The organism is Bremerella cremea (assembly GCF_039541315.1).
GTDB classification, from domain to species: domain Bacteria; phylum Planctomycetota; class Planctomycetia; order Pirellulales; family Pirellulaceae; genus Bremerella; species Bremerella cremea.
In genome coordinates this window covers 323,793-349,082 of the sequence record NZ_BAABFZ010000009.1, presented here as the reverse complement: position 1 = coordinate 349,082, position 25,290 = coordinate 323,793, and the positions used below count along the sequence as shown (strand labels likewise).

The 25,290-nt window shown below is 56.7% G+C and carries 24 protein-coding genes; 16 read left to right on the top strand and 8 right to left on the bottom strand.

The window, feature by feature from the left end:
• Positions 1-13: 13 nt before the first annotated feature.
• The 3 genes from ABD890_RS24990 to ABD890_RS24980 all read left to right on the top strand — a co-directional run bounded on the left by ABD890_RS24990 (position 14) and on the right by ABD890_RS24980 (position 4,168).
• Positions 14-535 carry a protein-tyrosine phosphatase family protein gene (locus tag ABD890_RS24990; protein WP_345095758.1) on the top strand — a complete coding sequence of 174 codons (522 nt, stop codon included), beginning with the start codon at positions 14-16 and terminating at the stop codon, positions 533-535.
• 93 nt (positions 536-628) lie between these two features.
• Positions 629-2,380 carry a hypothetical protein gene (locus ABD890_RS24985; protein ID WP_345095756.1) on the top strand — a complete coding sequence of 584 codons (1,752 nt, stop codon included), beginning with the start codon at positions 629-631 and terminating at the stop codon, positions 2,378-2,380.
• A gap of 30 nt (positions 2,381-2,410) precedes the next feature.
• Positions 2,411-4,168 (top strand): hypothetical protein, encoded by a 1,758-nt coding sequence (locus ABD890_RS24980; RefSeq protein WP_345095755.1) that lies wholly within the window; start codon positions 2,411-2,413, stop codon positions 4,166-4,168.
• 16 nt (positions 4,169-4,184) lie between these two features.
• On the opposite strand, the gene ABD890_RS24975 is transcribed toward ABD890_RS24980, so the two are convergent.
• Positions 4,185-5,360: a metallophosphoesterase gene (locus ABD890_RS24975; protein WP_345095753.1), complete on the bottom strand. Its 1,176-nt coding sequence runs from the start codon at positions 5,358-5,360 to the stop codon at positions 4,185-4,187.
• A 228-nt stretch (positions 5,361-5,588) separates the two neighbouring features.
• On the opposite strand from ABD890_RS24975, the gene ABD890_RS24970 reads away from it, so the two are divergent.
• Both ABD890_RS24970 and ABD890_RS24965 read left to right on the top strand, forming a co-directional pair.
• Positions 5,589-7,028, top strand: a complete 1,440-nt coding sequence (locus ABD890_RS24970) for a neutral/alkaline non-lysosomal ceramidase N-terminal domain-containing protein (RefSeq protein WP_345095750.1) — start codon at positions 5,589-5,591, stop codon at positions 7,026-7,028.
• A 42-nt stretch (positions 7,029-7,070) separates the two neighbouring features.
• Entirely contained in the window at positions 7,071-7,469 is a 399-nt protein-coding gene (locus ABD890_RS24965; RefSeq protein WP_345095749.1) for a hypothetical protein, read from the top strand.
• A 7-nt stretch (positions 7,470-7,476) separates the two neighbouring features.
• On the opposite strand, the gene ABD890_RS24960 is transcribed toward ABD890_RS24965, so the two are convergent.
• A complete protein-coding gene (locus ABD890_RS24960; protein ID WP_345095747.1) occupies positions 7,477-8,043 on the bottom strand; it encodes a hypothetical protein in 567 nt (188 codons plus the stop codon).
• Here ABD890_RS24960 and ABD890_RS24955 point away from each other — a divergent pair.
• The 3 genes from ABD890_RS24955 to ABD890_RS24945 all read left to right on the top strand — a co-directional run bounded on the left by ABD890_RS24955 (position 8,042) and on the right by ABD890_RS24945 (position 11,006).
• The gene (locus ABD890_RS24955) at positions 8,042-9,133 is read left to right on the top strand and encodes a non-reducing end alpha-L-arabinofuranosidase family hydrolase (protein WP_345095745.1); all 1,092 of its coding nucleotides are present in this window, start codon (positions 8,042-8,044) and stop codon (positions 9,131-9,133) included. The two genes, ABD890_RS24960 and ABD890_RS24955, sit on opposite strands and share 2 nt — an antisense overlap.
• Positions 9,134-9,227: 94 nt before the next feature.
• Entirely contained in the window at positions 9,228-10,184 is a 957-nt protein-coding gene (locus tag ABD890_RS24950; protein WP_345095743.1) for a sensor histidine kinase, read from the top strand.
• 48 nt (positions 10,185-10,232) lie between these two features.
• Complete coding sequence (locus ABD890_RS24945; protein ID WP_345095741.1) at positions 10,233-11,006, top strand: response regulator transcription factor; 774 nt, start codon at positions 10,233-10,235, stop codon at positions 11,004-11,006.
• Positions 11,007-11,098: 92 nt separating this feature from the next.
• On the opposite strand, the gene ABD890_RS24940 is transcribed toward ABD890_RS24945, so the two are convergent.
• The 3 genes from ABD890_RS24940 to ABD890_RS24930 all read right to left on the bottom strand — a co-directional run bounded on the left by ABD890_RS24940 (position 11,099) and on the right by ABD890_RS24930 (position 13,839).
• Positions 11,099-12,076: an acyl-CoA desaturase gene (locus ABD890_RS24940; RefSeq protein ID WP_345095739.1), complete on the bottom strand. Its 978-nt coding sequence runs from the start codon at positions 12,074-12,076 to the stop codon at positions 11,099-11,101.
• 268 nt (positions 12,077-12,344) lie between these two features.
• Positions 12,345-12,761 (bottom strand): hypothetical protein, encoded by a 417-nt coding sequence (locus ABD890_RS24935; RefSeq protein WP_345095737.1) that lies wholly within the window; start codon positions 12,759-12,761, stop codon positions 12,345-12,347.
• A gap of 76 nt (positions 12,762-12,837) precedes the next feature.
• Positions 12,838-13,839 (bottom strand): 3-keto-disaccharide hydrolase, encoded by a 1,002-nt coding sequence (locus tag ABD890_RS24930; RefSeq protein WP_345095735.1) that lies wholly within the window; start codon positions 13,837-13,839, stop codon positions 12,838-12,840.
• 144 nt (positions 13,840-13,983) lie between these two features.
• Here ABD890_RS24930 and ABD890_RS24925 point away from each other — a divergent pair, with 144 nt between their 5' ends.
• From ABD890_RS24925 to ABD890_RS24910, 4 genes are all read left to right on the top strand, one after another.
• The gene (locus ABD890_RS24925) at positions 13,984-14,433 is read left to right on the top strand and encodes a TraR/DksA C4-type zinc finger protein (RefSeq protein WP_345095733.1); all 450 of its coding nucleotides are present in this window, start codon (positions 13,984-13,986) and stop codon (positions 14,431-14,433) included.
• 37 nt (positions 14,434-14,470) lie between these two features.
• Positions 14,471-15,145, top strand: coding sequence for a leucine-rich repeat domain-containing protein (locus ABD890_RS24920; protein ID WP_345095731.1), 675 nt, complete (start codon positions 14,471-14,473; stop codon positions 15,143-15,145).
• 114 nt (positions 15,146-15,259) lie between these two features.
• The gene (locus ABD890_RS24915) at positions 15,260-16,147 is read left to right on the top strand and encodes a phytanoyl-CoA dioxygenase family protein (protein WP_345095729.1); all 888 of its coding nucleotides are present in this window, start codon (positions 15,260-15,262) and stop codon (positions 16,145-16,147) included.
• Positions 16,148-16,276: 129 nt separating this feature from the next.
• Positions 16,277-17,548: a hypothetical protein gene (locus tag ABD890_RS24910; RefSeq protein ID WP_345095727.1), complete on the top strand. Its 1,272-nt coding sequence runs from the start codon at positions 16,277-16,279 to the stop codon at positions 17,546-17,548.
• On the opposite strand, the gene ABD890_RS24905 is transcribed toward ABD890_RS24910, so the two are convergent.
• Complete coding sequence (locus ABD890_RS24905) at positions 17,537-18,427, bottom strand: CBS domain-containing protein (RefSeq protein WP_345095725.1); 891 nt, start codon at positions 18,425-18,427, stop codon at positions 17,537-17,539. The two genes, ABD890_RS24910 and ABD890_RS24905, sit on opposite strands and share 12 nt — an antisense overlap.
• Positions 18,428-18,902: 475 nt before the next feature.
• The gene (locus tag ABD890_RS24900) at positions 18,903-19,793 is read right to left on the bottom strand and encodes an alpha/beta hydrolase (RefSeq protein ID WP_345095723.1); all 891 of its coding nucleotides are present in this window, start codon (positions 19,791-19,793) and stop codon (positions 18,903-18,905) included.
• Between the two features lie 175 nt (positions 19,794-19,968).
• Here ABD890_RS24900 and ABD890_RS24895 point away from each other — a divergent pair, with 175 nt between their 5' ends.
• Genes ABD890_RS24895 through ABD890_RS24880 form a run of 4 tightly spaced genes read left to right on the top strand, consistent with a single transcriptional unit; the run spans position 19,969 to position 22,401 of the window.
• A complete protein-coding gene (locus ABD890_RS24895; protein ID WP_345095721.1) occupies positions 19,969-21,003 on the top strand; it encodes a DUF3500 domain-containing protein in 1,035 nt (344 codons plus the stop codon).
• 37 nt (positions 21,004-21,040) lie between these two features.
• Positions 21,041-21,622: an LOG family protein gene (locus ABD890_RS24890; protein WP_345095719.1), complete on the top strand. Its 582-nt coding sequence runs from the start codon at positions 21,041-21,043 to the stop codon at positions 21,620-21,622.
• 3 nt (positions 21,623-21,625) lie between these two features.
• Positions 21,626-22,204: an ATPase gene (locus tag ABD890_RS24885; protein WP_345095717.1), complete on the top strand. Its 579-nt coding sequence runs from the start codon at positions 21,626-21,628 to the stop codon at positions 22,202-22,204.
• Positions 22,201-22,401 (top strand): hypothetical protein, encoded by a 201-nt coding sequence (locus tag ABD890_RS24880; RefSeq protein ID WP_345095716.1) that lies wholly within the window; start codon positions 22,201-22,203, stop codon positions 22,399-22,401. Before ABD890_RS24885 ends, ABD890_RS24880 begins: the two co-directional genes overlap by 4 nt.
• Here the strand turns inward: ABD890_RS24880 and ABD890_RS24875 are convergent.
• Positions 22,398-25,244, bottom strand: coding sequence for an Hsp70 family protein (locus ABD890_RS24875; RefSeq protein WP_345095714.1), 2,847 nt, complete (start codon positions 25,242-25,244; stop codon positions 22,398-22,400). The genes ABD890_RS24880 and ABD890_RS24875 overlap by 4 nt on opposite strands.
• Positions 25,245-25,290: the final 46 nt, after the last annotated feature.

Below are 25,290 nucleotides of genomic sequence, written 5' to 3'. Positions count from 1 at the left end.
GAAGGACCGCATCGTGCGACCAGAGTTAATGGAAGCATTACGCTACGGAGTGTTCCCGGTGACCTCACGGATCGCAATTGGCCGATTCGCGACGCCGGCCCGGTTCGATTATCTGCAACAGCATGGCTACACGCACATCTTGAATGTGAGCGACGCGGCCAGCCTGGCATCAACGGCCGACGCTGGTTTCGCCGACGTGAAGGACATGCCGCTGGACGACTTTATGCGGATCCCGACAGCCGATGCTCTCGCGATCCTGGGGGCATTGCACGCTTTCTTGAATATCCCTAACAGCAAGGTCTTTCTGCATTGCATCGCTGGACAAAATCGCTGCCCGACAATTTTGTGGCTGTACATGATCGCCTTGGGTTTAAGCGAAGATGAGGCCCGTCAGCGAATCGTTCATGCTTGTCCCGACGCTCAGCCGGGGCATCGCACGCTGATCGACCAGAAGCTGATCGATGCCGTCCGCAGCTGGGGCGTGCAACTCGGGTACATCGACCGCGACGACTTGCTTCAGCCTGCTTACAACTAAAGCAGGCGAAATCATTGCCTCGCCCGGAGGGGTTTGCTAACGTCAACTTGGTGGCGTGACGCAATAGTGGCCTCGGCATGGAGTCGTGGGGCGATGTCTCTTTTGTTCGGCTGGTGGATTTCTTACCTGGCGATCTGCTGGAACCTGGGGCAGACGCCAATCGATCTCGTCGATACTTGGTTTGCGGAGCAGCGGCATCTGGCTCGGGAAACTTACGATAAGGTGATCTACGTTCGCTTTGAATTCGTAGGGCCGGCTGGCTGGTACCGCGTCCCTGGCAGCTACTATCTGACCTGGGTCGACGAGATCAGCATCTACGAGCCGAAAGATGGGAGCCCGATCGACCTTTCTGTGCTGAAGGACTTCCCGACCGTACGCTCGGTCTCGATCACCTCGCGGAAGGCGCCGATCGCCCATTGGGAGACACTGGCCCAGATGCCGAACCTGCGTGCGGTGTTGGTCGGAGGATCCGCCCTCGACAACGATGCCCTGCGGCACATTGGACAAATCAAGAACCTACGTGAACTGTCGGTTCTGCCCATGCATACCGACCTGGGACCGTCTGTTCCGGATCGGCATCAACTCGAATATCCCCACATCGACGAGAACGGGTTCGCTTTTCTCCGTGGAATGTCACGGCTTCAGGCAATCCAGCACAACCTGATACTTACCGACGTCGGTATCGATCACCTGGCGACGCTGCCCCAATTGCTGCCGGATGTCTTGATCACCAAGAACCTCTCGGCCACGGGTATCCAGCAGATTCGAGACACGCTCAAGCCCAAGTACCTGACGCTCAATCGTCCGCAAGATCCGGCCTGGGCTGAAACGTTGGCAGATCATCCGACGCTAATCGCGATCCGGACACGTAACGCTCCGTTGACCGATGCTCAGGCTCAGCTGCTACTGAATGCGAAGTCAATCCGTGACCTCAGTATTCAAAACTCGCCGATCACTGACCGCTTGTTGCCGGTGATCAAGTCGCGGCCCAATCGTGGATTTCTCGAGCTGATCGGAACGCAGATTTCTGGCAAACGATTGTTAAAGACGTTTGCTGACGAGGAGACCGGCGTTGTCATCATTGGCGACGAAATGAGGCTTACGGCGTCGATTCGCCAGCGAGATCCTACGAACACCGAGATGGCTTATTCCCGCGAAGTGCACGACATCATCTGGCAAGGGAAGGTCGACGCCGACATGTTGACCGGCATGCAAGACTATCAACAGCTTGGTTCGTTTCAATTGGAAACCACCCTGAACCAACCAGTCGACTTTCAGTTCCTGGGGAATTCGCCGCGACTGAGGCAACTCAAAATCTGGAACTACCCGTTCGATTTGAATCTGCCTGATCTCGATAACGTTGTTCGGCTGGAAGCAATCCGGTTCGGAAACGTACCGAAGTTGTCTGTCAGCGATCTAAGGCGATTTACCAAGTCGCCGCGGCTCGAATCGCTCACGCTTCAGTCGTGTCGGCTGACCAAATTGCACCTGGAAGTCATCGGTCAAATGGCAGGGCTGAAAACTATCTATTGCAACCAGGTTCAGCTTGACGAGGCAGGTCTGCCAGAGCTGCTGAACCTGAAGAAGTTATGGCACGTTTCCCTTGCAGATTGCTCGCAGTTGCCACCTGTCGGCGAAGCGGTCGTACCGCCGCAGCCTCTTTCGGAAGCGACGATCGGCAGCATGAAAGTGCTGCGGGTAAAGCCTTCCGCTGAAGACTACAGCACCCGGGGAATTGAGCGAAAAAAAGCATTGCCGCGCCGGAGTGACTACGGGGTCTTCCTGTTCAATTGCTGGATCGAAGACGCCCCTGCCATGAAGTCTCCGTTTCGACACCAAGGCTAAGCCGACGTTAAACAGATAAGGAAATGCACCATGGTCTTCCTGCCCCGTTCGCTTCGGCAATTCGGCTTGCGAACGTTATTGCTGGTTTGTTTGATCGCGGCCATTGGGGCTGGTCTTTGGCGATGGCATATGGACTGGGTGCACGCGCAGGACAAAATTGCCGAGCGCCTTTCGGAAACCGGTATCCAGATCTCTCGGACGTCGTGGGGGCCGCAGTTCGTACACGATTGGTTCGGAAGTCGCTATTTCTCGAACATCACTGGTATCCGCGGCAACGGTCGAAACGTTCGTGACGAACAGATGGAGCTGATGGCCCAGATTCCTACGCTGGAAGAGATCTACATACCTAGTAGCCGCATCAGTGATAAGGGCTTCGCGTTTCTCGATCAATTGCCACGCGTTCGAAAACTGGCGATCTGGCGAACACCGATCACCAACGAAGGCTTTCGGCACGTAAGCCAATTGCCGCAACTGGAAGTGGTCGATATCCAGGGAACCAGTGTCGATAAAAAAGGTTTGGCGATGCTGCGTCAACATCCGCGACTTCATACGCTGCGGTTTCGATTTCCGGTCGATGATGAAGGGATGGAAATCCTGGCCGATATTCCCAACCTTCGGCTTGAATACTTAACCGGCCGTAAGCTGACAGAAAAATCCTTCGAGCTACTGCGAGATCGCATCGATGTCCAGCAACTCAGCCTGGAGAAGACCGTGGCCACCAATTGGGCCGACTACCTGGTAGGGCATCCGACGTTGAAGGGCTTGGGGGCGATCCATTCGCCGATGACGGATCAGCAGTGCCAGCGATTGCTCCAGGCAGATCAGCTGGAGTCGCTCCGGCTCGAAATGGTCCCGATCGGCGACGCCGCGATCGAAGACTTAGCGGACGCTCGCAAGCTTCAGCAAGTCCATCTGTTCTTTACCCAAATCACGGCGGCCGGCTTTATCGAAGCCATCCACGACGAGGTTGATTGGATCAACATCCAAGGTGTGCAGATCATGGCTCGGTGCTCGAAAAGGACGCCTGAAATATTTGAATTTCGAGGGCCGATCGCAGTCGAGCACCTCAGCAAATTGGGCCAATGCAAGCAGCTCGAATATTTAAGTGTGAGTGCTCCACTCGCTGATGCCAAGATGCGATTCGAGTTTCTCGGGTCCATCGACAAGCTGATATCTTTGCGAATGCGAGGCGTCAAGCAAGAGGTGCCGATCGCCGCTTTGGCAAATCTAGATTACCTGCAAAGTATCGAGTTGAACGCCTGTCCAGCGATCGATTTCGCGGGGTTAGATCAACTGGCGAAGCTGGAGTTCCTCGATTCCGTCTCCCTGACCGAATGCAATTTAACCGACGAGCAACTAGAGGACCTGGCTCAGATCAAGCAGCTCGGTTTGTTGTCTATCGATGGAGATCAATTGACCAACGCAGGGATTGCCCAACTAGTGGCGCTAAAGAACCTTCATCATCTGACAATCGGGGATGGAAAGCAGATAACGGACGAGGCGTTGGCTTCGGTCGCAAAGTTGCGGAAGCTCAGTGAACTAGAGCTCATTTTGCTCTCGATAACGGACGAAGGCATCCGGCATTTGCATGCGATGCCCTATTTGTCCTACATTCGGTTGAGCGACTTAAGCATCAATGAGAACGCCGTCAATCAACTGCGGCAGTCGTTGCCAATGCCAGTCAGGATCGAGGTGTTGCCCCACTTTTTCCCATTCATAAGACGCGTTCCTGTCACCATAAACGTTTCTCAGCAGCCATTGATCACGCCCGTAGCCCCCACGAATTAGTCCAAGCCAAGGGCGATCACCCGGGAAGTAGCGGAACCTGAAAACACCACTTCGGATCGTTCCACCAGGGCGAGAGGCCAGCGTCGAGTTTCAGTGGCGAAAAGGTTCGCACCGTTAGCGTAACGCCGTCTGGCTCGAAGGTTAACAGTCGCAGCCAGCCATCGCCGCCGTTTCCTTTTTCCGCCGAGCCGCCGCCGAGTCCCTGGGCGTTGAACAGCATCTGATGCACTGGCATGCCAGCGGCATTGTTATCGACGCGGCGACCAACATGCGCGCCCATCTCGTGCCCGTTCAAGACGAGTTGAAACTGTGGTGCGTCGTGCACAAGGCTTTTCCACAGATCTTCGCCGTCGTGCGTATCCCCTTGCTTACCGGTTGGGTAAGTGTGCGGGTTGCCAGGGCGCTTGCGATTGCCATCTTGCCCATCGCGGATCGAGTCAGGCGTCAGGAAGTTATGGACCAGCAGCACCCCGGTATGGTTGCGATACGCTTCCCGGGCCACGAGCGACTTCGCCCAGGCCACCGCCTCGCGGCGAGGTCCCCACTCCAGCGAGATGATCAGCAATTGGCGACCATCGGGAAGCTTGATCTCGTAGGCCGCATTTTCGAGCGACTGTTTGCCAAAGCTGTTGAGGCCGGCCTCAACGAGAATGCCTCCACCTTGGCCGTCACTGGTCAGCTTGTTGCTGGTGATCGGAAAGTAATCGTTGAACTGTGTGTCGCGGGTCTCGGCGTTGCGGATCCCGAAGTCGTGGTTGCCGGTGGTGAAGATCGTTGGCACCTTGCCTTCGATCTGGCTGAGAGCACGCTTGGCCGATTCCCACTGCGACTCGGAATGTTGATCGCCCCAACCTCGCCCGCCCCCTTCGGCGATGTTGTTTTGCTCGACGAAGTCTCCTTCGTGCATCACCAGGCCGATCCGCCATGGATCGAGATGCTCGGCAACCCAGCGGCACATGCGATCGAAGTTGGCCTGGTTCTTGCCATACTTGGCGTAGTTCTGCGTGTCAGGAAACACCGCGACGGTCCAACCTTCGCGAATGCCTCGAGCAGGGTCTTCCGGCAGATACAGCGGCGAGGCCGACTCGGCTCCGTTCAAATAGCGGGCAGCCCCCAGTAGCGGCAAGGCGGAAAGCCCTGTCACGAACGAACGACGGCTGAGCCTGGCAGCAGCGGAATTGGGCAGCAACATGGCGAGAACTTTCAGGCAGGGGCGAACAACGCCAGCAGGCAGACGCTTGGTGGCAAAAGCTTATCATGCGATCCCATTTTTTCGCGAACGCGATCGAGATTCAATTTGATGTCACGTTGCATCTTGTTAAATTAACACAACCGATAACCACTCTTCGCGGTGGTGTCTTTAACCCGCCGACTTCGATCCCCTTCCCCACCCATCCCCTGGATCAAGCGAGAACCTCTCATGAATCGCATCGCTTCTTTTCTGCTTTGTGCTGCGCTGATCAGCAACGTCTGCGAGTTTTCCCAGGCCGAAGATATGAAGCCACTACAAGCTGGCGCGGCGACCAGCAACATCACACCTCCGCTGGGCGAAATGATTGTGGGAGGTTGGAAACCGATTCCAGCACGGCATATTCACGACGAGCTTCACGCCCGCTGTTTGGTGCTGGACGACGGCACGACACGTATCGCGATTGTACTTTGCGACAACGTGGGCATCCCGGCCGAGATCTTCGACGAGGCGAAAGCTCTGATCGAAGAAGCGACCGGCATCCCAGCCTCGCATCAGCTTCTGGCCGCCACGCATACCCATTCGGCGACCACGGCCCGTGGCAAGTCGAAACTGATTCGCGAGCAAGAATACACCAGCTATCAGAAGTTCCTCGTGCAACGCATCGCCGATGGGGTCGTTCGGGCAACGAATAATCTGGAGCCGGCCGAGATCGGTTGGGGAAGCGTCGACGAGCCGACCGAAGTGTTCAACCGGCGCTGGTACATGAAGGATGCGGCCCATCTTACCAATCCTTTTGGTGGGATCGACCAGGTGAGAATGAACCCGCCACGCGGTAGCGCTGCGCTTGATCGGCCTGCTGGGCCCGTCGATCCGGAAGTCAGCTTTCTGTCGGTCCGTTCGGTCGAAGGAAAGCCGATCGCGCTGCTGGCGAACTATTCGCTGCATTACGTCGGAGGCGTTCGCAGTGGAGACGTTTCGGCCGACTACTTCGGCTACTTCGCGAAGTTCATCGCAGAGAACTTGAATGCCGACGATCAGACGCCTGCGTTCGTAGGAATGCTTTCAAACGGCACCAGTGGCGATGTCAACAACATCGACTTCGCGGCCAAGAATCCACCGCGATATGGTCCTTACGAAAAGATGCAGGAAGTCGCGCGGAAGGTTGCCGACAAGGTCACGGAGGCTCACAAAACGATTGAGTTCCACCGGCAAGTTCCGCTCGATGCGCAACTGACGCACTTGCCGCTGAAAGCTCGCAAGCCGACACCAGAGATGCTGAAGCACTTCGAGCAGATCAAAGCGAAGGCCAAAGGGGACCCGGCCGGGCACGTGCGCGAGCAGATCTATGCTGCCCGGATCGAGAACATTCAGAAGGCCCCTGATGAGGTCTCGGTGCCGCTCCAGGTCTTGCGAATTGGTGATCTGGGAATCACGGCGATTCCTTTCGAGACCTTCACCGAGACGGGGCTGGAAATCAAGAGCCGGTCTCCCTTCGATGATGCGTTCACGATCGAACTGGCCAATGGGTCATTTGGTTACCTCCCAACGCCGGAGCAACACCGTTTAGGAGGGTACGAGACCTGGTTAGGAACGAACTTCGTCGAAGAAAACGCGAGTCGAAAGATTGTCGATCAGTTGCTGAAGATGTCTAATGCGTTGCAGAAATAGCTTTCCTGCCAATGCCCTTCGGAACGAGAAACAGAAGCCGCGATGCCTGAGTTTTCGATCGTCCTGCATCGAAACATCCCGAAACTATCGGCCAAGGTGCGTGGCAAAGCAATCGCCGGCGCCGAGCCGCTACTGCAGCGGCTCGCGCGGAAGCTGCAAGTCGTGCCGCTCACCGAGTTCCACAGCCAATCGCCTGACGAAGCCGCGCGAAAGATGAAAGCCAGCGGCATCGATGTGGCCGGGATCGATCTGCCGGCGGAAACCTGGTACGCACCGATTCAAGGTCTGCAAACGGTGATGGCGTTTCGCGAATACCTGGCCGACCATCCCGCCACGCTTCCCAATACCGACGACGTGGTTGCCGAGCTTGATGCATGGCACGAAGTGCTGGCGAAGGCGACCGCCGAACACGTCGCGTGGCACTTGTCGATCGAATTCTGATTTCGAACTAACCAGACAGCAGCGCCAAAACGATCCCGCAGGCGACGAACGTGGCGAAGGTAATTGCCGCAGCTCGCAGCGAAATGGGGTGCTCGGTTTTCCAAAGCTGATCGAGCGAGCCAAGGCTATGCCATAGCCAGACGCCCGGCACGATCGTGACGCATGCGAACAGCCACAAGGCCCAGATCGGGCTGCCACTTTCCAGCATCTGCCGACAATCGCCGATCCGGGCAAACGAGCCGAATCCGATATAGCATCCGTTGGCAATCAAGCAGAAACCTGCCATCCACTGGGCTAGACTGCGCAGCCATGCCCAGCTTGCCGGAATAGCGAGCCAGATCACGATCGGGACGAACGCACCAAAAACCGGCCCCAGCCAAACAACGATACCAGGCGATGGATTGGGGGAAACATCGGTCCGCGAAATCTCGAATGGATGCAGCACGACCTGTTGCACCTGGCCACCAGTAAGCATCACCCCAATCACGTGCCCCAGTTCGTGTATGGCCATCATGCCGAGCCAACTTAGCCCGAGGCAGCTACCACAAAACAGCAGTAAAGAGACAAATCGCATGCGTAGTTCCAACAGTTCGCCAAAGGTGTGCCGGCATGATACCTTAAACGAACAATTCGCAACTCTTTTCAGCAAGGCCCTGGCCATGGTTCGCGTGCTTGTGTTGTTGTTGATCTGCCCGACGCTGGCCTTAGCGGAAGAAGCCCCCGAGTGGACGCTTCCGCAGCGCTGGACTTACTCGGCCCCGTTGATCGCGCCGGTCGATCGGTCCGAGGAGCCGAGCCACGCTCAGAAAGATCCAACGATCATCTTTCACGATGGCAAATGGCATGTCTTCATGACGGCGAAGTTGCCAGGACGGTCGGTGATCGAGACCTGTTCGTTTGCCGACTGGAGCGAAGCGAACAGTGCCCCACGAATCATGCTGAAGGTCAGCGAGAGCGACTACTATTGTGCGCCACAGGTCTTCTACTTTCAGCCGCATCAGAAGTGGTACCTGGTTTATCAGGTCGGCATGCCAGGGCAGAAGAAGATGTGGGTCGCTTATTCCACGACCGAGACGATCGACGACCCGAGCAGTTGGACGAAGGCCCAGCCGATGCTCGATGGCGGTCAGGACGATCCTCGCAAGCAAGGCGGGCTCGACTATTGGATTATCTGCGACGCCGACCGGGCCTGGCTGTTCTACACGACGCTCGATGGCAAGATGTGGCGAATGTGGACACCACTGACGCAGTTTCCTAAAGGATTTAACCACTGCGAAGTTGCCTTGCAGGCCGAGATCTTTGAGGCGAGCCACACCTACAAAATCGAGGGGCGTCAGCAATATCTGACGATCATCGAACAAAAAGGACGCCGCTATTACAAGGCGTACCTGGCGGATCGGCTCGATGGCGATTGGAAGCCGCTGGCCGCGACCGCGAAACAGCCCTTCGCCGCGGCCAGCAACATTCAGCCGGACGAAGGCGTGGAGCCCTGGACCGACAATGTGAGCCATGGCGAACTGATCCGGGCCACCAACGATCAGACGCTGACGATTGACCCGACCGATATACGGTTCCTGTTTCAAGGCATGTGGGAAAAGGACAAGCAAGGGCAAGGCTATGGCCAGTTCAATTGGCGAATCGGTTTGCTGACACCGCAGCGATAACCACGCAGTATGGACCTCGGCCCGCGATCGAAACCGGTTATAATGCAACGCATCGAGATCGAACGACCGCCGAGTCCTTTTGCTTTGTTTGCCTATGTCTATCCGTCGCCGCCTTGGTTTACCGATCACGCTTGCCGTGATCATGATTGTCCTGCTGATTGCTTTGATCATCGGCTGGGTGATGATCAATGTTTGGGGGGCGACGGAAAATGAGCAGGCCGCGCCCCTCTACTGGACGTTTCTGCCTATCGGGGCGACGTTTCTGGCGGTGATTCTGGCCGGCGTGATCTTTTATATGGTGCTGTCGATCAAGGCGATCAACCTCAGCCAGCGGCAAGCCAACTTCATCGATAGCGTGACGCACGAACTGAAAAGTCCGATCGCGTCGCTGAAGCTGTACCTGCAAACGCTCAATCGCCGGAGCATCCCGCCGGAAAAGGTGGGCTCGTTCTATGAAACGATGCTCGAAGATGTCGAGCGGCTCGATCATTTGATCAACCATCTGTTGGAAGCTGGTCGGCTCGATCGCAGTCACGAGGAGGCCGAGGAAGGTGATGTTCGGCTCGACAAAGTGCTGGCAGGCTGTGCCCAGTCGGTCGCCCTGCTCTATCGATTGCCTGCCGATACGATCAAGCTGAAAACGGTGCCGTGCAGCATTCGTGGCTTGCATGGCGATATCGAGATCATTTTTCGAAATTTGATCGACAACGCGGTAAAATACTCCGGTAAAGATCCCGAAGTACGAGTACAACTCCGGGTGAAATATAACGACGAGGCGGTCATCGAAGTTGCCGATAATGGACCAGGGATTCCGTTTTCGCAGCGGCGGAAGATCTTCGGACGCTTTGTGCGACTGGGGCTCGAACTACAACGCGAGAAGCCTGGAACCGGCCTTGGGTTGTATATCGTCCGAACGCTGGTGAAACGGATGCGAGGCGACGTTCGCGTGAAGGATCCACCCAAGGGAAGCGGCACGGTGTTCGTAGTAACCCTCCCGGATGCCAAAACCGTGGGCGATCCGGCCCTGGCCGAGCCGATTTCGGCCGAGTGAGCAGTCGCGGAATATTCGGAAAGCAAAGCGAGAAACTGGGACAGAGCGATGAAATCGAATGCCGACACGCATATTGTCGTGGTCGAAGATGAAGAGCATTTGGCCGTTGGGATTCGCTTCAATTTGGAAGCGGAAGGCTACAGGGTTTCAGTAGCCGAAGATGGCCGTACGGCGCTGCGGATCGTGGAAGAGAATCCTGGCAAAGTCGACCTGGTGATTCTCGACCTGATGCTACCAGGCATGAGCGGCTATGCCGTGTGCGAAACGCTTCGCAGCAACGGCGAAGATATGCCGATCTTGATTCTTAGTGCTCGAACGCTGTCGGAAGATCGGACCCGCGGATTCGATGTCGGGGCGGATCAGTACATGATGAAGCCGTTCGACCTCGACGAGTTCCTCAGCCGCGTGAAGAACCTGCTGATGCTGCGTCGGCGACGTCAGCCGACGCTAGAGAAGCATGAAGAGCTGATCCATCAGTATAGCTTCGCCAACGTCGAGATCGATTTCGATACCTTCCAGGCCTTCGTCGACTCGAAGCCGATCCGTCTGACGCAGTTGGAATCGAAGCTGCTCTATCATTTCGTCAGCAATGCGGGCCGGATCATTCCCAAGCAAGAGCTGCTGAAAGAAGTGTGGGAGATGCCGGGCCACGTGTCGACGCGAGCCCCGGACCAGTTCATTGGCCGACTGCGGAAGATGTTCGAGAAGGACAAGGGGAAACCCAAGTACTTCATCACGATCCGCGACGCTGGCTACCAATTTCTACCCAATGGCGTCGACAACATCCAGGCCGAAACCGGCGAAGAAGAAGCCTCGACCTGACGCGAAGCTATCCTCAAACGGGCCACTAATAAAAAAAGGCTCGACCAATTTTGGTCGAGCCTTTTTCGTTGGATCGAAGTTGGGTCAGGTCATTAAACCTTCACCGTGCCATCCTTGGTCTTCTGCTTGTAATCGACAATGTCCCAGGCCAGACCGCACATCCGCATGACTCGCAGCACGTTCCAGGTCAGGTCGAATTCCCACCACTTGTGACCATGAACGGCCATGCGTGGGTAAGCGTGATGATTGTTGTGCCAGCCTTCGCCGAAAGCCAACAGGCCGACCCACCACAGGTTGGTGCTCTTGTCGGTCGTTTCGTAGTTGCGATAGCCCCACATGTGCGTTGCCGAGTTCACGAACCAGGTCACGTGCAGCAGGACGGTCAAGCGAAGGAACATGCCCCAGACCACCAGCGAACAAGCTGTGTACCAGCCACCCAGGTAATAGCCCAGGCCCATCAGGGCAACGCCCAGCACCAGATGCCACAGGATAAAGGTCTGATGCAGGAACCACATGCCGCGATCTTTGCGAAGATCTGGTCCCCAACGCATGTGCAGTTCGTCTTTTTCCGCAGGCGTGTGGTGAGGAGCCAACCAGATGATATGAGCCCACCAACCGCCATCTTCTGGCGAGTGAGGATCGTCTTCCTGGTCGCTGTGGGCATGATGCTTACGGTGCGTAGCGACCCAGTCCAGGGCCGAGCCTTCGCCCGACAACTGACCGATGAAGGCCAACGCGTAACGAACGGGCTTGTAAGTCTTAAAACCAGCGTGGGTCAGGTAGCGGTGCAAACCGAGGGTGACACCAACGCAGCCGGTCAGATAGTACAGGAAGACAGCGGCGATGAGGCCATCCCAGGTGAAGCAAAACGGAGCTGCCAATGCACCCAGGTGAATCAGGCCGATCCAAATGATCGTGGGCCAGCCGGCACCGTGGCGGAAACGCTGGTTGTATGGCTTCGACTGGCGTGGACGGTTCGGATCTTTCTTCCGTGACTTGGTCGGACGCTTCTTTGCAATATTACTTTCGCCCAAGAGCGATGGGTCGTCTTTTTCAGTTACGATCGACATGGTCTGTCCTTAAGATTTGCGATCTTTGCGGGGGGAGAGGTCGAGATCAGCGGACTCCTGCTCATTTCAGAAGTGTCACTGATTGAGTCGAATTGTAAGGACAATCGTCGGGCCGAGGGTAAACGCCCTGTCGAAGCTGTGTAATAGTTATGTAAACACCGTCTGTTTCCGGGGTTAGGGCTTCGGAAACTACGAGAAATCACCCCTGGAAGGTGGTGTGATGGCTGCTGGCGATAGTATCCCTACCTTAATAATTCACATTGTTTGATCACTTCTGGGGCCAAGCTTGGGCCGGTGCCAGCTTTCGGCTGAGATCAAAGTAGAGGGTATAGATCGTGTCCTTCTTGCGGTAGGCGGCCGTGCGTTTGGAATTCTCCACTTCTCCTTTCGCAGCGGGCGGACGCGTCCATTTGCCCAGAATTCCGATCGCGTAACACTCTTTTCCCCGCAGCGATTCGTCGGTCACAGCGATATCGATCCCCAGGATCGTCGGGATTTTGGTGTCGTGAAGCTCGCCACGGATCGCGATTAGGCGTCCGACGTATTGGTCGAGATCGGTTCCACGCTCCAGCAGTGGCGGAGTGATGCCTAGCGCCGAAGGACGAAACGATGATTCCGTTTCCGGTGACTCGGCATAGGCCAGCGTTGGCAGAAGCAGTAACAGAACAGAGAGGCAACGCGTCATCAGGGCGGTCCTTCTAAAAAAGAAGACGCACCGGATCGCGGTACGTCTTCAAATGAATTCGAACTGGCAAAGTAGCTTACTTCGGCTGATCTGCCTTGGCTTCTTCTTTCGGAACGTCGGCAGCAGCTTCCTTTTTTTCTTCCGGCTTGGCGGCTGGCTTCTCTTCCGACTTCTTTTCTTCCTTCGCTTCCGGTTTGGCCTCAGGCTTTGCTTCGGTCTTGGTTTCCGGCTTCATCTCTTCGGTCGGTTTCGCTTCTTCAGCGGCGCTTTCTTCTGGCGGAGCGGCCGTGATGGTTTCAGTTGCCCAGTCGGCCCGGTAACGAACCATTTCGGTGTCTTCCGGCACGAAGGTAGGCTGGATCTGCTTGAACTCGCGAACCCACATATTGCGGAATTTCACGGGGTTTCCGTGGAATTGCAGCGAGATGCTTTCCTTCTCGCCATGATTGTCGTAAGCCGGTGGCTTGTGCCAGTTGGTGCTGCCACGGATCGGATAGGCGTGATGCAGCACGACACCGTTATGGATCACGGTGATGGTTGCGGGAACGACGACGTCACCCTTTTCGTTCCGCTGCGGACGATTGAAGATGATGTCGTAGGTGTTCCATTCGCCGGGCTTCTTCATGGCGTTGACCATCGGCGGCGACTGTTTGTAAACGGCGCCGGCCTGGCCATCGAAGTAGGTTTCGTTGTTGTACGAATCGAGGACCTGGATCTCGTACTTACCCATCAAGAAGACGCCGCTGTTACCGCGTCCTTGACCGCTGCTCTTCACTTCTGCCGGAGCGGCCCACTCGACGTGAAGTTGGACATCACCGAACTTTTCCTTGGTGTGAATACCACCCTTGGCGGCGGTTGCGACACCATCTTCAAACTTCCATTTTTCACCGCCGACCCAGGCCGACATCCCATCGTTGCCGATCAGAACCGTCGCATCGGCTGGTGGATCGGTCGGCTTGTCGCCGGGCGTCACGACCTGGGGCTCTGGCCACTCGATACCGCTCTTGAATTCCTGACCGCAGGCGATCGATCCCAGCGACATGCAGCTAACAAAGCAAAGAAAAATACGCAACGACATGAATGGTGCTCTCCGAGGTGGGTTATTTTTGCAACAATACAAGATTGCCAAGGGGTTGCAGATGTGATCCCCTATTCTAGTTTCCCTGCGAGCCAAAAACGATAGGTTTGTCGCCGCGGCCGAGATCGCCCCCCCTAAATTGCTATGTTGAAAGAAATTAGCTGTCCCGATTGCCATTGGCATCGAATGGTCGGAACTGTCGAAAAACTTCGGCTGTTGCATCAGCAAGGGATGCTGCGTCGGGAAGAAAACCCTGACCAGTCATTAATTGAAGAGCTGTTCGAGCGGAGCGGAAGCAAGCTTGTCTGTGGCGAATGTGGTCGCGTCGGACTGCGGATCGACCTGCCGCGGGACGAGGAAGAAGAATGGGGCGACGCCCGGGTGTGCGAGCAATGTCGACGCACGATTCCGGCGGAACGTCTGGAGATCTTTCCGGACACCAAGATCTGCGTGGCATGTCAGCAAAAAGATGACGACGGCGAAGACGACACGATGCCTGATTTTTGCCCTCGCTGCGGAGAGATTATGATATCGGGAACTTCCCGTGGCGGTGGCGTGACACGTTATCGACTCCGTTGCCCCCGTTGCGGTTAGCCTGCCAAGTTGACTCCCCTGCTCTGGATGGATTGCGATGCTGCGTCTGATGTTGGTTGGAATTCTGTTGTTCGCCGTTGGTTGCGAAGAGGTACCGCCGTACCCCGATACTCCGCCAGAGGCAACCTTCGAACGGCAGCTACTCGACGTGTCGTCCGCCGCGACGGACAGCATTCAGGTGACGAAATCGGTCGTACCGCTCCAACTGCTTCAGCACTTAGATCCAACGTTGAAGCTGCGTGAACTTCGGCTCGATCAAACGCCGATCACCGATGCCGAGGCCGAGAAAATCGCCGCGATTGAAAGCCTGGAAATCGTCAACCTCCCTGCCAGTGAATTGACCGACGAAGGTCTCGCCAAGATTGCTGCCCTACCAAAGCTGGAACTGCTGCGAATCGGTTCGCCGAACATTACTGATGCGGCGATTGCGAAGGTAGGCGAAAACAAGTCGATCTTGTATTTGCACCTTCTTCATTGCCCGATCACCGATGGGGCGATCGATTCTATTGCCCAGCTCGAGCAGCTCCAGTCGTTCTATGCGGACGATACCAAGCTGACCGATGAAGGTGTCTCGAAGCTGGTGAAGGCCCGGCCGAAACTGCATATCCACTTCAACGATTTGCATCCGGAAGGAAGTAGCGCCGACCATTCGCACGATCATGACCATGGTCACGACCACGCGCATGGACACGATCATGATCATTCGCACTAGCGTTCGGTAGCCGATCGGGCGGCGAGCGATGCTTGATTTCTATCTGCGGGCCTGCGATAACCAAGCGTCTTGCCTCCTCCCTTCCTTATTCTTCTCTCCTACGAGTGTTACACGATGGCCCGCGACTGGTCTGAACTGCACGAACTTGCCACCGATTTGTTTGCCTGGCCAACCGATGCTTCTGGCTGGGATCAATACCGCCTGACCGATCAGCAAATCGCTTCGTACCAACAGAACGGCTACCTGGCTGGCATCCCGATTTTGAATGCCACGCAGATCGAAACGCTGCGAACCGAATTGGCCGAGTTCTTCGAGCCAGGCCATGACGGCCAGAATCTGTGGTACGAATATCACACCAACGAATCGACCACGCCGGAAACGGTTCTCTTTCATGCACTGGGCGCGTGGCGGTTGCGTCCGGCATTTCATGATGTGTTGTGGTCGCCGGCGTTCGTGATGGCGGCCAGTCAGTTGCTGGAAGGCCCGGTCCGTTTCTGGCACGACCAGTTGTTCTGCAAGCCCGCCCACCATGGCGGCGTGGTCGCCTGGCATCAAGACTACAGCTATTGGACGCGAACGAAGCCGGTCGCTCATCTCACCTGCTGGATTGGCTTGGATGATGCGACCAACGACAACGGCTGCGTGCAATATATCCCCGGCAGTCATCGCTGGGATTTGTTGCCAATCACCGGGCTAGCCGGCAACATGGAAGCGATCCGCGAAGTGCTGACCGACGAGCAGTGGGAACAGTTCCAGCATCCGGTGCCAGCCGAACTGAAAGCAGGCGAAGCGACATTCCACCATCCTCTGACGGTACATGGTTCGTTTGAAAACCGGATCGAACGACCTCGCCGGGCGACCGTCATCAACGCCATCCGCGATGGTGTGATGAGCGATAAGAACGAAGAACTGCTGACCGGGGTTCCGCCGATCGCTGTCGGAGAGAAGATGCAGGGACAGTTCTTTCCGCTGCTGTTCGATCCGGCGAATATCGCCCAATAACGCGTAACTCTCGGCGATATCTAAAAGTTTCTTGTCAATTCTGTAGATCGTCCCTACGATACGAAGGGACCTCTCTCGGAGGGCCTCTTCGTTGGATCTCTTCGCGTTCGCAGTCTCGGGAGCAATTGGATGGCGTGGCTTTCCCGCTGGATGACAACTGGGGCGGTGCTGCTGATGCTGGGCGTACTGCCCGGTATGGCGACCGCAGATGATGCCCATGCGGTCATCGAAGAACTGCTCCGCGATGGTTGGCAGGTCGGTCCCGACGGCATCGCGACCGTGCGCCAGGCAACAAGCACCGCCAAGGGGCTTCGCGACTCGAAAGCGTTGTATGCCGCCGGCTTGGCCCTGCTTCGCCATCATCAATACGACGATGCCGCCGCGACCTTTCAGGCTGCCATCGAAGTCGACTCGAAAGACTATCGCAGTTGGCGAGCTTTGATTTGGGTTCGGACGCTGCAAGATAAATTCGATGCCGCCCTGGTGCAGGCCCAGCGCCTCAGCAAAGAGCTTCCCCAGGCGGAACTGGTCGGGGACGACGAAGAACGAGTTCGCGAAACGATTCGGTTGCTGGGACGTTTGTTCGCATTCTACGAAGGACCACGGGCTGGCGATGTCTCGGCCGCACTGGTTCAAAGATCGCGTGACATGATCAAGCCAGTTCTCGTAGGCGAGCGCGCCGTCGAGTTCGAGAACAACTATCAAGACGTCGCCACGCTGTTCACCACGTCGACCACGCAGCAACAAGATGCGAAGGTCGACGCGATGCAGAAAGAGCAGCTCGAGAAGATGCAGAACCAGCAGCAGCTAGAAATACGCCGGACGCAGATCGAAGTCGACCAGCAGCAAGCAACCGATCAGATCGAACAGCTACGCAGCCAATGGATGCAGGAAGATCAGCGTCTGGAACAATTGCTGGGTCCGCTGGAAGTTTCGATCTCGCAGTTGGAAGCGCAGCAACGTGTGATTCGCCGCGAACTTTCGATCTTGTTCGACGACATCTTTCGCCTGAGCGAAGAAAAGCGAGAAACCAACGACCCGGTCCGCAAAGACCGACTCGATCGCGAGATCTTTCGTCTGGAACGCCTGGTCGGTGATTACGAACGTGACCTGGCCCAGGTTCAAGCGGAAGGCCGCCGACTCGTTTCGAGCCGCGATGTCTTGCAAACCCGACGCTTGCAAACGCAGCAGCGTTTTGAAGCAGAGATCAAGCAGCATGCCGATCGCAAGCAAGACTTGGAACGCGCTGAGAAACGGCTCACGTTGGAGTCGCGGCGAAACAACCGGGCACCCACCGGCAACACGGCAAAAGTGCGTGTGTTGAGTGCGAAGGCAAGCAGCATTCGGACCTATGCCGACTTCCCGCTGGAAGTCGAACGCTTGACGCTGCTAGGGAATTGATCGAACCGAAGCGGGCGAATTCGCAGCCAGGTTCAGGATCCGTTCCTGTTGGCAAAGCATTCCCAGAATGTGGTCTTCGGTGATCACGCCGGCCGGTTCGGTGCCGCGTTGGCAGACCATCGTCGCCCGGATGTTCTGCTCCAGTAAGATCGTTGCCACATGTCCTAAATCGGCACTCACACGAACACAGCTGGTCGACTTCACCATGTCGACGGCCCGCTTAGTATCTTCGTGGTTGGGATCGAACGCCGAGTGGGCCAATTGTCGGCAGAGGTGGAAGCTGACGTCCCGCGCTGTCACGACCCCCAGGGCACATTCTCCTTCGGTCACCAGCACGTAGTCGAGACGTTCGCGGGTAAGCTTTTCGTACAGATCGGAGATCAGCATGTGGCTGTCGACAATAGTCGGTGAGTCGTCGTAGACCTGGCCGACGGTCGCATCACGCGTTGGATGCGAGCTATATGCGAACTCGCGAATATAGTCACTGGTGGTCACCAGGCCACACAGCGAATCCCCGTTCAGCACCGGCAATCCATGGAAGTGATGAGCCAGGAGTCGCTCGAGTGCTTCCAACGCTTCACCGTCCGACGAAATCGTCTCGACCGGGCGGGTCATGCAATCGGCCACCGGAATTCGATATTCGTCGCGAGCACCCTGATTGGCATGATTGGCAAGTCGATGCGATTTGAAGAAGCGAATGATGTCGCGGTCGGTCACCATCCCCAAGACTTGGTGATGCCGATTAACCACCGGCCAATGATGCAAGCCGGTGCAATACAGTCGCTCTAGTAGTTCGCCTAGCTGCGTATCGCTATGAATGCTGATCGGGTTGAAAGTGACCAGCGAGTCGAGTCCGTGGCTAAGAAACGATTGGTTCACAAACATCACTCTTGCTGCCCAAGGATAGTCAGTGGTCTCGTATCTGTGAAAGCTTACGGTTTAAGCCGTGGCACCCAGCAAAATCCGGCGTTGCGATGGCAGGTTTTCGGGTGGACTAGCTGCGACTGATAACGATTGCAGCAATCAATCCGCCTCAAGCCGTGCTCCCTCGGGCTCCAAACTGCCAGCGGCGCTGACCGAAGCACCCATCAAGGCTGCGGTTTGCAGCTTGAGGAGCCTATCCGCCAGTGGCCAGATTCCGTTTCCATAGAAAGCCTACCTCTTTTCGTGGCGTTCATCCCCCAACTTGCGGGAATCCCGAACAAGTGAGGCAGAGGAGCGACCGGCGCATAAAAAATGATCGACAAGTGCCAGCAGATGTAGAGTCTGCTGGCCACTGTCGATCACCATGGTGATTTACTGTAGTAACCGCATGCGAGGCGGCGCGGTTAACGCCGCTTCCTGGTGGCTGGGATTACTTCTTATCGGAAAGCAGACCGCGAACTTTCAGCCAGTTGTGGGCCAGCTCTGGCCAGGCCGAGGTACCAGCAACCGCTTTGCCCAGACCGATGCCGTGACGACCCTTTTCAAACACGTGCAGTTCGGCAGGAACTTTGTGCTTCACTAAGGCCAGGTAGAACACGATGCTGTTTTGCGGTGGCACGCCGGTGTCTTCGGTGGTGTGAAAGAGGAAGGTCGGTGGCGTTTCCGAAGTGACCTGAAGCTCGCTCGACATCGATTTGGTCAATTCTTCGTCGGCATCGGCACCCAGCAGGTTCTTCTGTGAACCACGGTGGGTGAACGGTTGATTGAAGGCGATCACCGGGTAGCACAAGATCATGAAGTCAGGTCGGCTGCTGACGCGCTCGACAGGATCGCCAGCGTCTGGCTTGCCGGCATCGAAGTGCGTACCCGCCGACGACGCGAGGTGACCACCCGCCGAGAAGCCCATAATGCCGACGCGATTCGGGTCGATATCGTATTCTTCCCAACGAGCTCGCACAGTGCGAACGGCACGCTGGGCATCGTGCAGTGGAGCAGGATGCTGATAGCCACGCCCCGAGTGACGATATTCGAGGACGAAAGCGGCCACACCCAGGTTGTTCCAAAATTCGGCGATCTCTAGGCCTTCGTGGCCGACTGCCAGATGGCCATAGCCACCACCAGGACAAACGACGATCGCGCAGCCAGTGTTGATTTCGGAGGCAGGCAGGTAAGCGGTCAGCGTGGGGATGTCGTTTTCGGTGGTTCCTTTGGCGCCAGGGGCACCTTCCGGCCACAGAGGGCCCTTCTTGCCATCGGCGGCAAAGGCAGACAGCGAAGAAAGAAGCAGGACCAGGCAGCCCAGCGACAGGTGTTTCAGCATGATGTTCTCCAGCGAGCTTTAAGGGGGAAAGGAGTCAGTTTGGTGGGAAAAGGGCCTTGGCGGGATGCATTTGGCCAGGGCTCATGGTAATTTATATTCTCTGCAAAACCAAAATATCGCAGAATCCCTTTCCCTAAATCCTACCCGCTTGCCTATCCCCGCCAAAGGACTTCCCGTGCGAAAAAGTCTGCTTGCTGCCTGTTCGCTAATGCTTGCCTTGGTAACCGTTACTTCGGCTTACACCTATTTTCGTCTGGCCAGCTCCGGCGAAAAGATGACCGCGTCGGCCGGTGCCCTGGTCGAATCTCTTGATGCCGTGCAGCGCAAGACGATGCTCTATCCTTACCAAGCAGAGCAGCGTCTCGGTTGGCACTTCATCCCCAAAGATGAACGCAAAGGCTTGCAGATGAAGTTCATGACTTCGCAGCAGCGCGAAATGACACATGCGTTGCTCAAGTCGGCCTTGAGCCAGGTCGGGTACGACAAGACGACCGGAATCATCTCGCTGGAAGCCTTACTGAAGCATGTGCAGAAGTCGGGACCGATCCGCGACACCGAACGTTACTACGTCACCATCTTTGGCGAACCGAAAGAAGGGAGCCGTTGGGGCCTGAGCTTTGAAGGACATCACCTTTCGCTGAACTTCGTCGTCGAAGGAGATCAGGTCGTATCGTCGACACCGCAGTTCTTCGCCACCAACCCAGCCGTCGTCAAACAGAGCGTGCTGGAAGGTTACCCAAAGGGCATGGCCGTTCTGCGTGACGAAGAAGCTCTCGGCTTCGAGCTGGCCAACTCGCTTTCCGCGGAACAAAAAGAAGTCGCCGTGATCGCCGACAAGTGCCCTTCTGAAATTCGTAACGCCGGCGAACCTCATCCGCCGCAAACCGCTCCGGAAGGGATCGCGTTCGAAAAATTGACCGCCGATCAGCAAGCTACGCTGAAGAAGCTGATCGACGTTTATGTTTCGGCGATGCCAGCCGACGTGGCAGCCAAGCGTTACGCCGATCTGGAAGCGGCCGGTTGGAACAACATTCACTTTGCCTGGGCTGGCGGTTACAAGGATGGGATTCCCCATTACTATCGCGTTCAGGGAAAAACGTTTTTAATTGAGTTCGTCAACGCTCAACCGGATGTCTCTGGCAATCCGGCGAACCATATCCACTGCGTGTGGCGTGACATGCGAGGCGACTTCGCTTTGGAAGCGAAGTAAGAGCTCGCCGGGCGCCCACGAACGAATGGGACCCAGGATGAAAAACTTGTGTGTATTTTGCGGGTCGGCCTCTGGTAGCCGGCCCGTTTTCGTTGAGGTCGCGCAGCAGCTCGGACGACTGCTGGCCGAGCAGAACATTCACCTGGTGTATGGTGGCGGCAAGGTCGGAATCATGGGCGCGATCGCCGATGCGGCCTTGGCTGCCGGCGGCGAGGTAACCGGTGTGATCCCTGGGGCCCTGGTCGATCGCGAGCTAGCCCATCACGACGTAACCGACCTGATCGTGGTCGACTCGATGCATCAACGAAAGGCGAAGATGGCTGACCTGGCCGATGGCTTTCTCGCCTTGCCAGGCGGCTATGGCACGCTGGAAGAATTGTTCGAGGTGATTACCTGGGCTCAGCTTGGCTTCCACACCAAACCATGCGGCCTGCTGAACGTCGACGGCTTCTTCGATCCCCTGCTAACGATGCTTGACGAAGCGACCGACGAAGGCTTCATGTCGGAAGAAAATCGCCAACTCCTGCTAACCTCACACGATCCTTCCGAAATCCTGCGACTTCTTACCGAAGCCCATCCCCACCAGAAAACCCGCTGGATCGATCGCTCGGAGACATGAGCTATGGAACCAACGCTGTACGTTATCGCTGGGCCCAACGGTGCCGGAAAGACGACATTTGCTGCGAGATATTTGCCAACGTACGCTGCCTGTCAGATATTCCTAAATGCCGATTTGATCGCGTTGGCTTTATCGCATGAAGAGCCAGAAACCCAGAATTACAAAGCTGCTCGTCTTATGCTTCAGCAGTTTGATTCGCTTGTCGCTCAGAGGGCGACCTTTAGCATTGAGACTACGCTATCCGGACGCAACTATTTACGACGATTCAAGCAACTGATGGATCGTGGTTATACAATTGAACTTTCGTTTCTTTGGCTTCCTGATGAAGAGATTGCCGTCAGCCGTGTAAGGAATCGAGTCCGCCAAGGAGGGCACAACATTCCAGAGCCAGATATCCGGCGTAGATACAAGGCAGGCCTCCGCAATTTCTTTCGGGAATATGGATCGATTGTCACCAGCTTTGGAATCTATAATTCAATAGAATACCCACCGGAGCTAATTGCTAAGTCGGTAAATGGCCTCCTCACAGTCAAAGAACCGGAACTGTTTGCGAAGGCTGCAAGACAAGGAGCAACGTTGTGATTGACAGTCGAGGAGATAACACCGAAAAGGCATTGGCTGCATTTCGTGAAGCGATGCTCGATGTCTACGAAACTTGCCGTCGGACGAAGACGCCGCTGATCACGCAGATTGATGGCGAGGTTCGCGAGATACCTTACGATCAAATCGAAATGTTCATCGACATCGAGGCGCTCAGGAATCCGCAAGATCCCTCTTAACGCATCAGCACTAAACCGGTTGGTAGGCTTTCGCCGAAGATTTGTGATTGCTCTTCTTCGTCGAGTTGGCCTCCTTCGCGGACGATACGAATCCAGTGCTCGGGGGCCTGTTTCGATTGAAGCCACTGGGCGGCTTCGGTACGGACCTTCTCTGGAAGATCGCGGTAGCGGTCATCGGTGCGGCGGGCCATCTGCATGACCGCCAACAAGTCGGCACGATCGCTGGTTTTCTGACGATAGATCCCCTCGAGCCATTGCCCGGCGATTTCTTTGGGGACCAGCGTATTGAGTGGACCATAAACCGGTACCCGCGTTCCCAGGCGGCCAATCGCCCACGCCATCGCTCCACGGGCTGGTTCCAGCTTCTTCTTGCCGAGTAGGTCGACCAGCATCCGCCCGATCTCGGTCTTCTCCTGTGCACCGAGCAGTTCGAGGCTGCCCAAAAGTCGCCAGGCTTCGATCGCTTGCTGTGGCGTGAAAGTTGTCGACGCGTTGCCACCACCGCCGCCGCTGTTCATCCGCTTATGCATCGCACGGGTGGCTACCAGCAGCGGTTCGGCCAACGCGAGCTGTTGCCCGCGATTCAATCCGCCGGCGATTCGTCGCCACAAGATCAACGACTGATTCCGGCAGTTGTCGTCGTTATGAACCACTTTGCCTTGCAGCAGTTTCCAGGTCTCGGAAACACGCCAGTCGTCCAGTGCCAGACCATACCCAGGGCGAAGGCAATAGCCGGCAAGGTTCAGCCAACGGGACTCGTGCGTGGGGCCTTTGGTACGACCTGTTTCCAGGTCCATCAATTGTTCCCACATTCGACGCAGCAGCGAAGTCGGCCACGCGTCGCGAGGCATTTCGAGGGCCGCGTCCAGATCTTTCATCAACGGCTGTGGCTTGCGGGGTGCGTTGGCGGCGAAGGTCTCTTCCAGCAGCGTTTCGGCCCCGTTCCACTGCGATTCGTCGAGCATCCCTTCCGCTTCTTTGGCCGACTGATGGGCCGCGACGTCCGTTTGCGTGGCGCTGCGGATATCGAATTGAAGTCGCCAGGTGCGATCGGTACCGACTTCCGCGCACCAAAGTTCGATCGTGCCGATCTCGGTCAACCGGGCATGCAAATGGACCGGAATGGTTTCCGCCTCGGCGCGACGACGGGCACGCAGCACCGTGCGAATGGGAGGGAGCGATTTGATCTGCTGCGGATCGATCGGCACCAATTGCCCTGGTGGATCGATCAAGCGAGTGCTTGAGACAAACAGCGGAAACTCGACTGGCTCAGAGACGCGAAGCTGAAACGTCTGATTGAGATCGATCTCTTGGCCTGGTTCCGTCGTCGCCGGCAGAAGGCACATCGCCTCCGGCGAGTCGCCACCCCCGACGCCGATGTAATAAGTTCGTGCGAGGTTGGCTGTGATTTTGACGCCAGTGCCACGGCGGACTTGTCCGTAATAGGCTGCCCCACGGGCCACCGCCAGGTCGAGATGTTGATTCTCGAGCAAGATCGGTTTCCAACCGGGATCTTGGGAAGCGAACCAGCCGGTCAGCACGTCCAACAGACGTTGCTTCAAAACGGGGGACTCGAAGAACCCACCATTGAGCAGTACCAGGTCAGGCCGAACGGCTCCGCTGGCGTGACGATGTTCGGGTTCGATCACTTCATGATGGGTTCGCAGGAAGTAGGCCAGCCAACGTGTGATTGCGGCATCGGGGGCATACGGTAGACCAAACTCCTGAAAGCCTGAGGTCCGCGTCTGCGGTGTTTCGTTGAGACCACACTCCGGCAGAAAGCCTTCTGCCAGGACCTGGTGGACTTCGGCCAGGGTGACTTCACACTGGAGGGCCCCGCCGATCAGTTTCGAACCCAATGCCGGCAAGCTGACCGTTTGCGAAGCAGGTGCCTCTGGACCGAGGAAGGTCTCTTTAATCTGGCGGCAACGTCGGACGAGAATCGACCAGCGGTCGGCCGGAAGCTTTTCCTTCGGCGAAAGCTTTTGTTCGAGGTAGTGTGCCAGAGCGAGGTCGAGGTTATCGCCCCCCAGGATTAAATGCTCGCCGACGGCGACGCGATGAAACTGGACCAGGTTCTCTTCGCCGGCCCGGGCCCGGATCAGCGTGAAGTCGCTGGTCCCGCCACCGATGTCGCAGACCAGGATTGTTTGGCCTGGCTCGACTTGTTGTTGCCAACTATCGGAATGCTTGGCAAGCCAGTCGTAGAACGCGGCTTGCGGTTCTTCGATTAGCACCACACGCTTGAGGCCAGCCTGCTTCGCCGCTTCAACCGTTAGTTCGCGAGCGATTTCGTCGAATGAAGCGGGCAGCGTCAGGACGATGTCTTGCTTTTCGAGCGGTTCGTTTTTGTGGGCATAGTTCCAGGCCGCTCGAACATGCTTCAGATACCGGCTGCTCACTTCGACCGGCGAAAGCTTGTCGACATCGGCGGTGCCGTGCCACGGGAGCAACGCCGCGGTTCGATCGACACCGGAATGCGAAAGCCAGCTTTTCGCCGAGTTGATCATGCGTCCGGGTACGCTCGTGCCATGATCGCGGGCAAAAATGCCGACCAGGTTCGACTCGTCCGATTTGCTCCACGGCAGCTTCAACGCATCAGTCGCGAATTCGCCGCTGGCGGCCTGATAGTGAAACGACGGCAGCGTGGTCCTGGCTTCGATCTGCCCAGGGGCGATGACCTGCGGAACGAGGAAGGTCTCGATCGCGGCGTCCGGCTTGTGGGTATCAAGAAACGTGACGGCCGAATTGGTCGTGCCGAGGTCGATGCCAACGAGATAGCGACTGGGGAGTTCCTCCAGATCGCCGGTCATGGCGGCGGAGGTGGCTTGAACGATAGACATGATGGGTTGGTTTCTCAACGCCCCTCTCCCGCGATGGAGAGGGGAC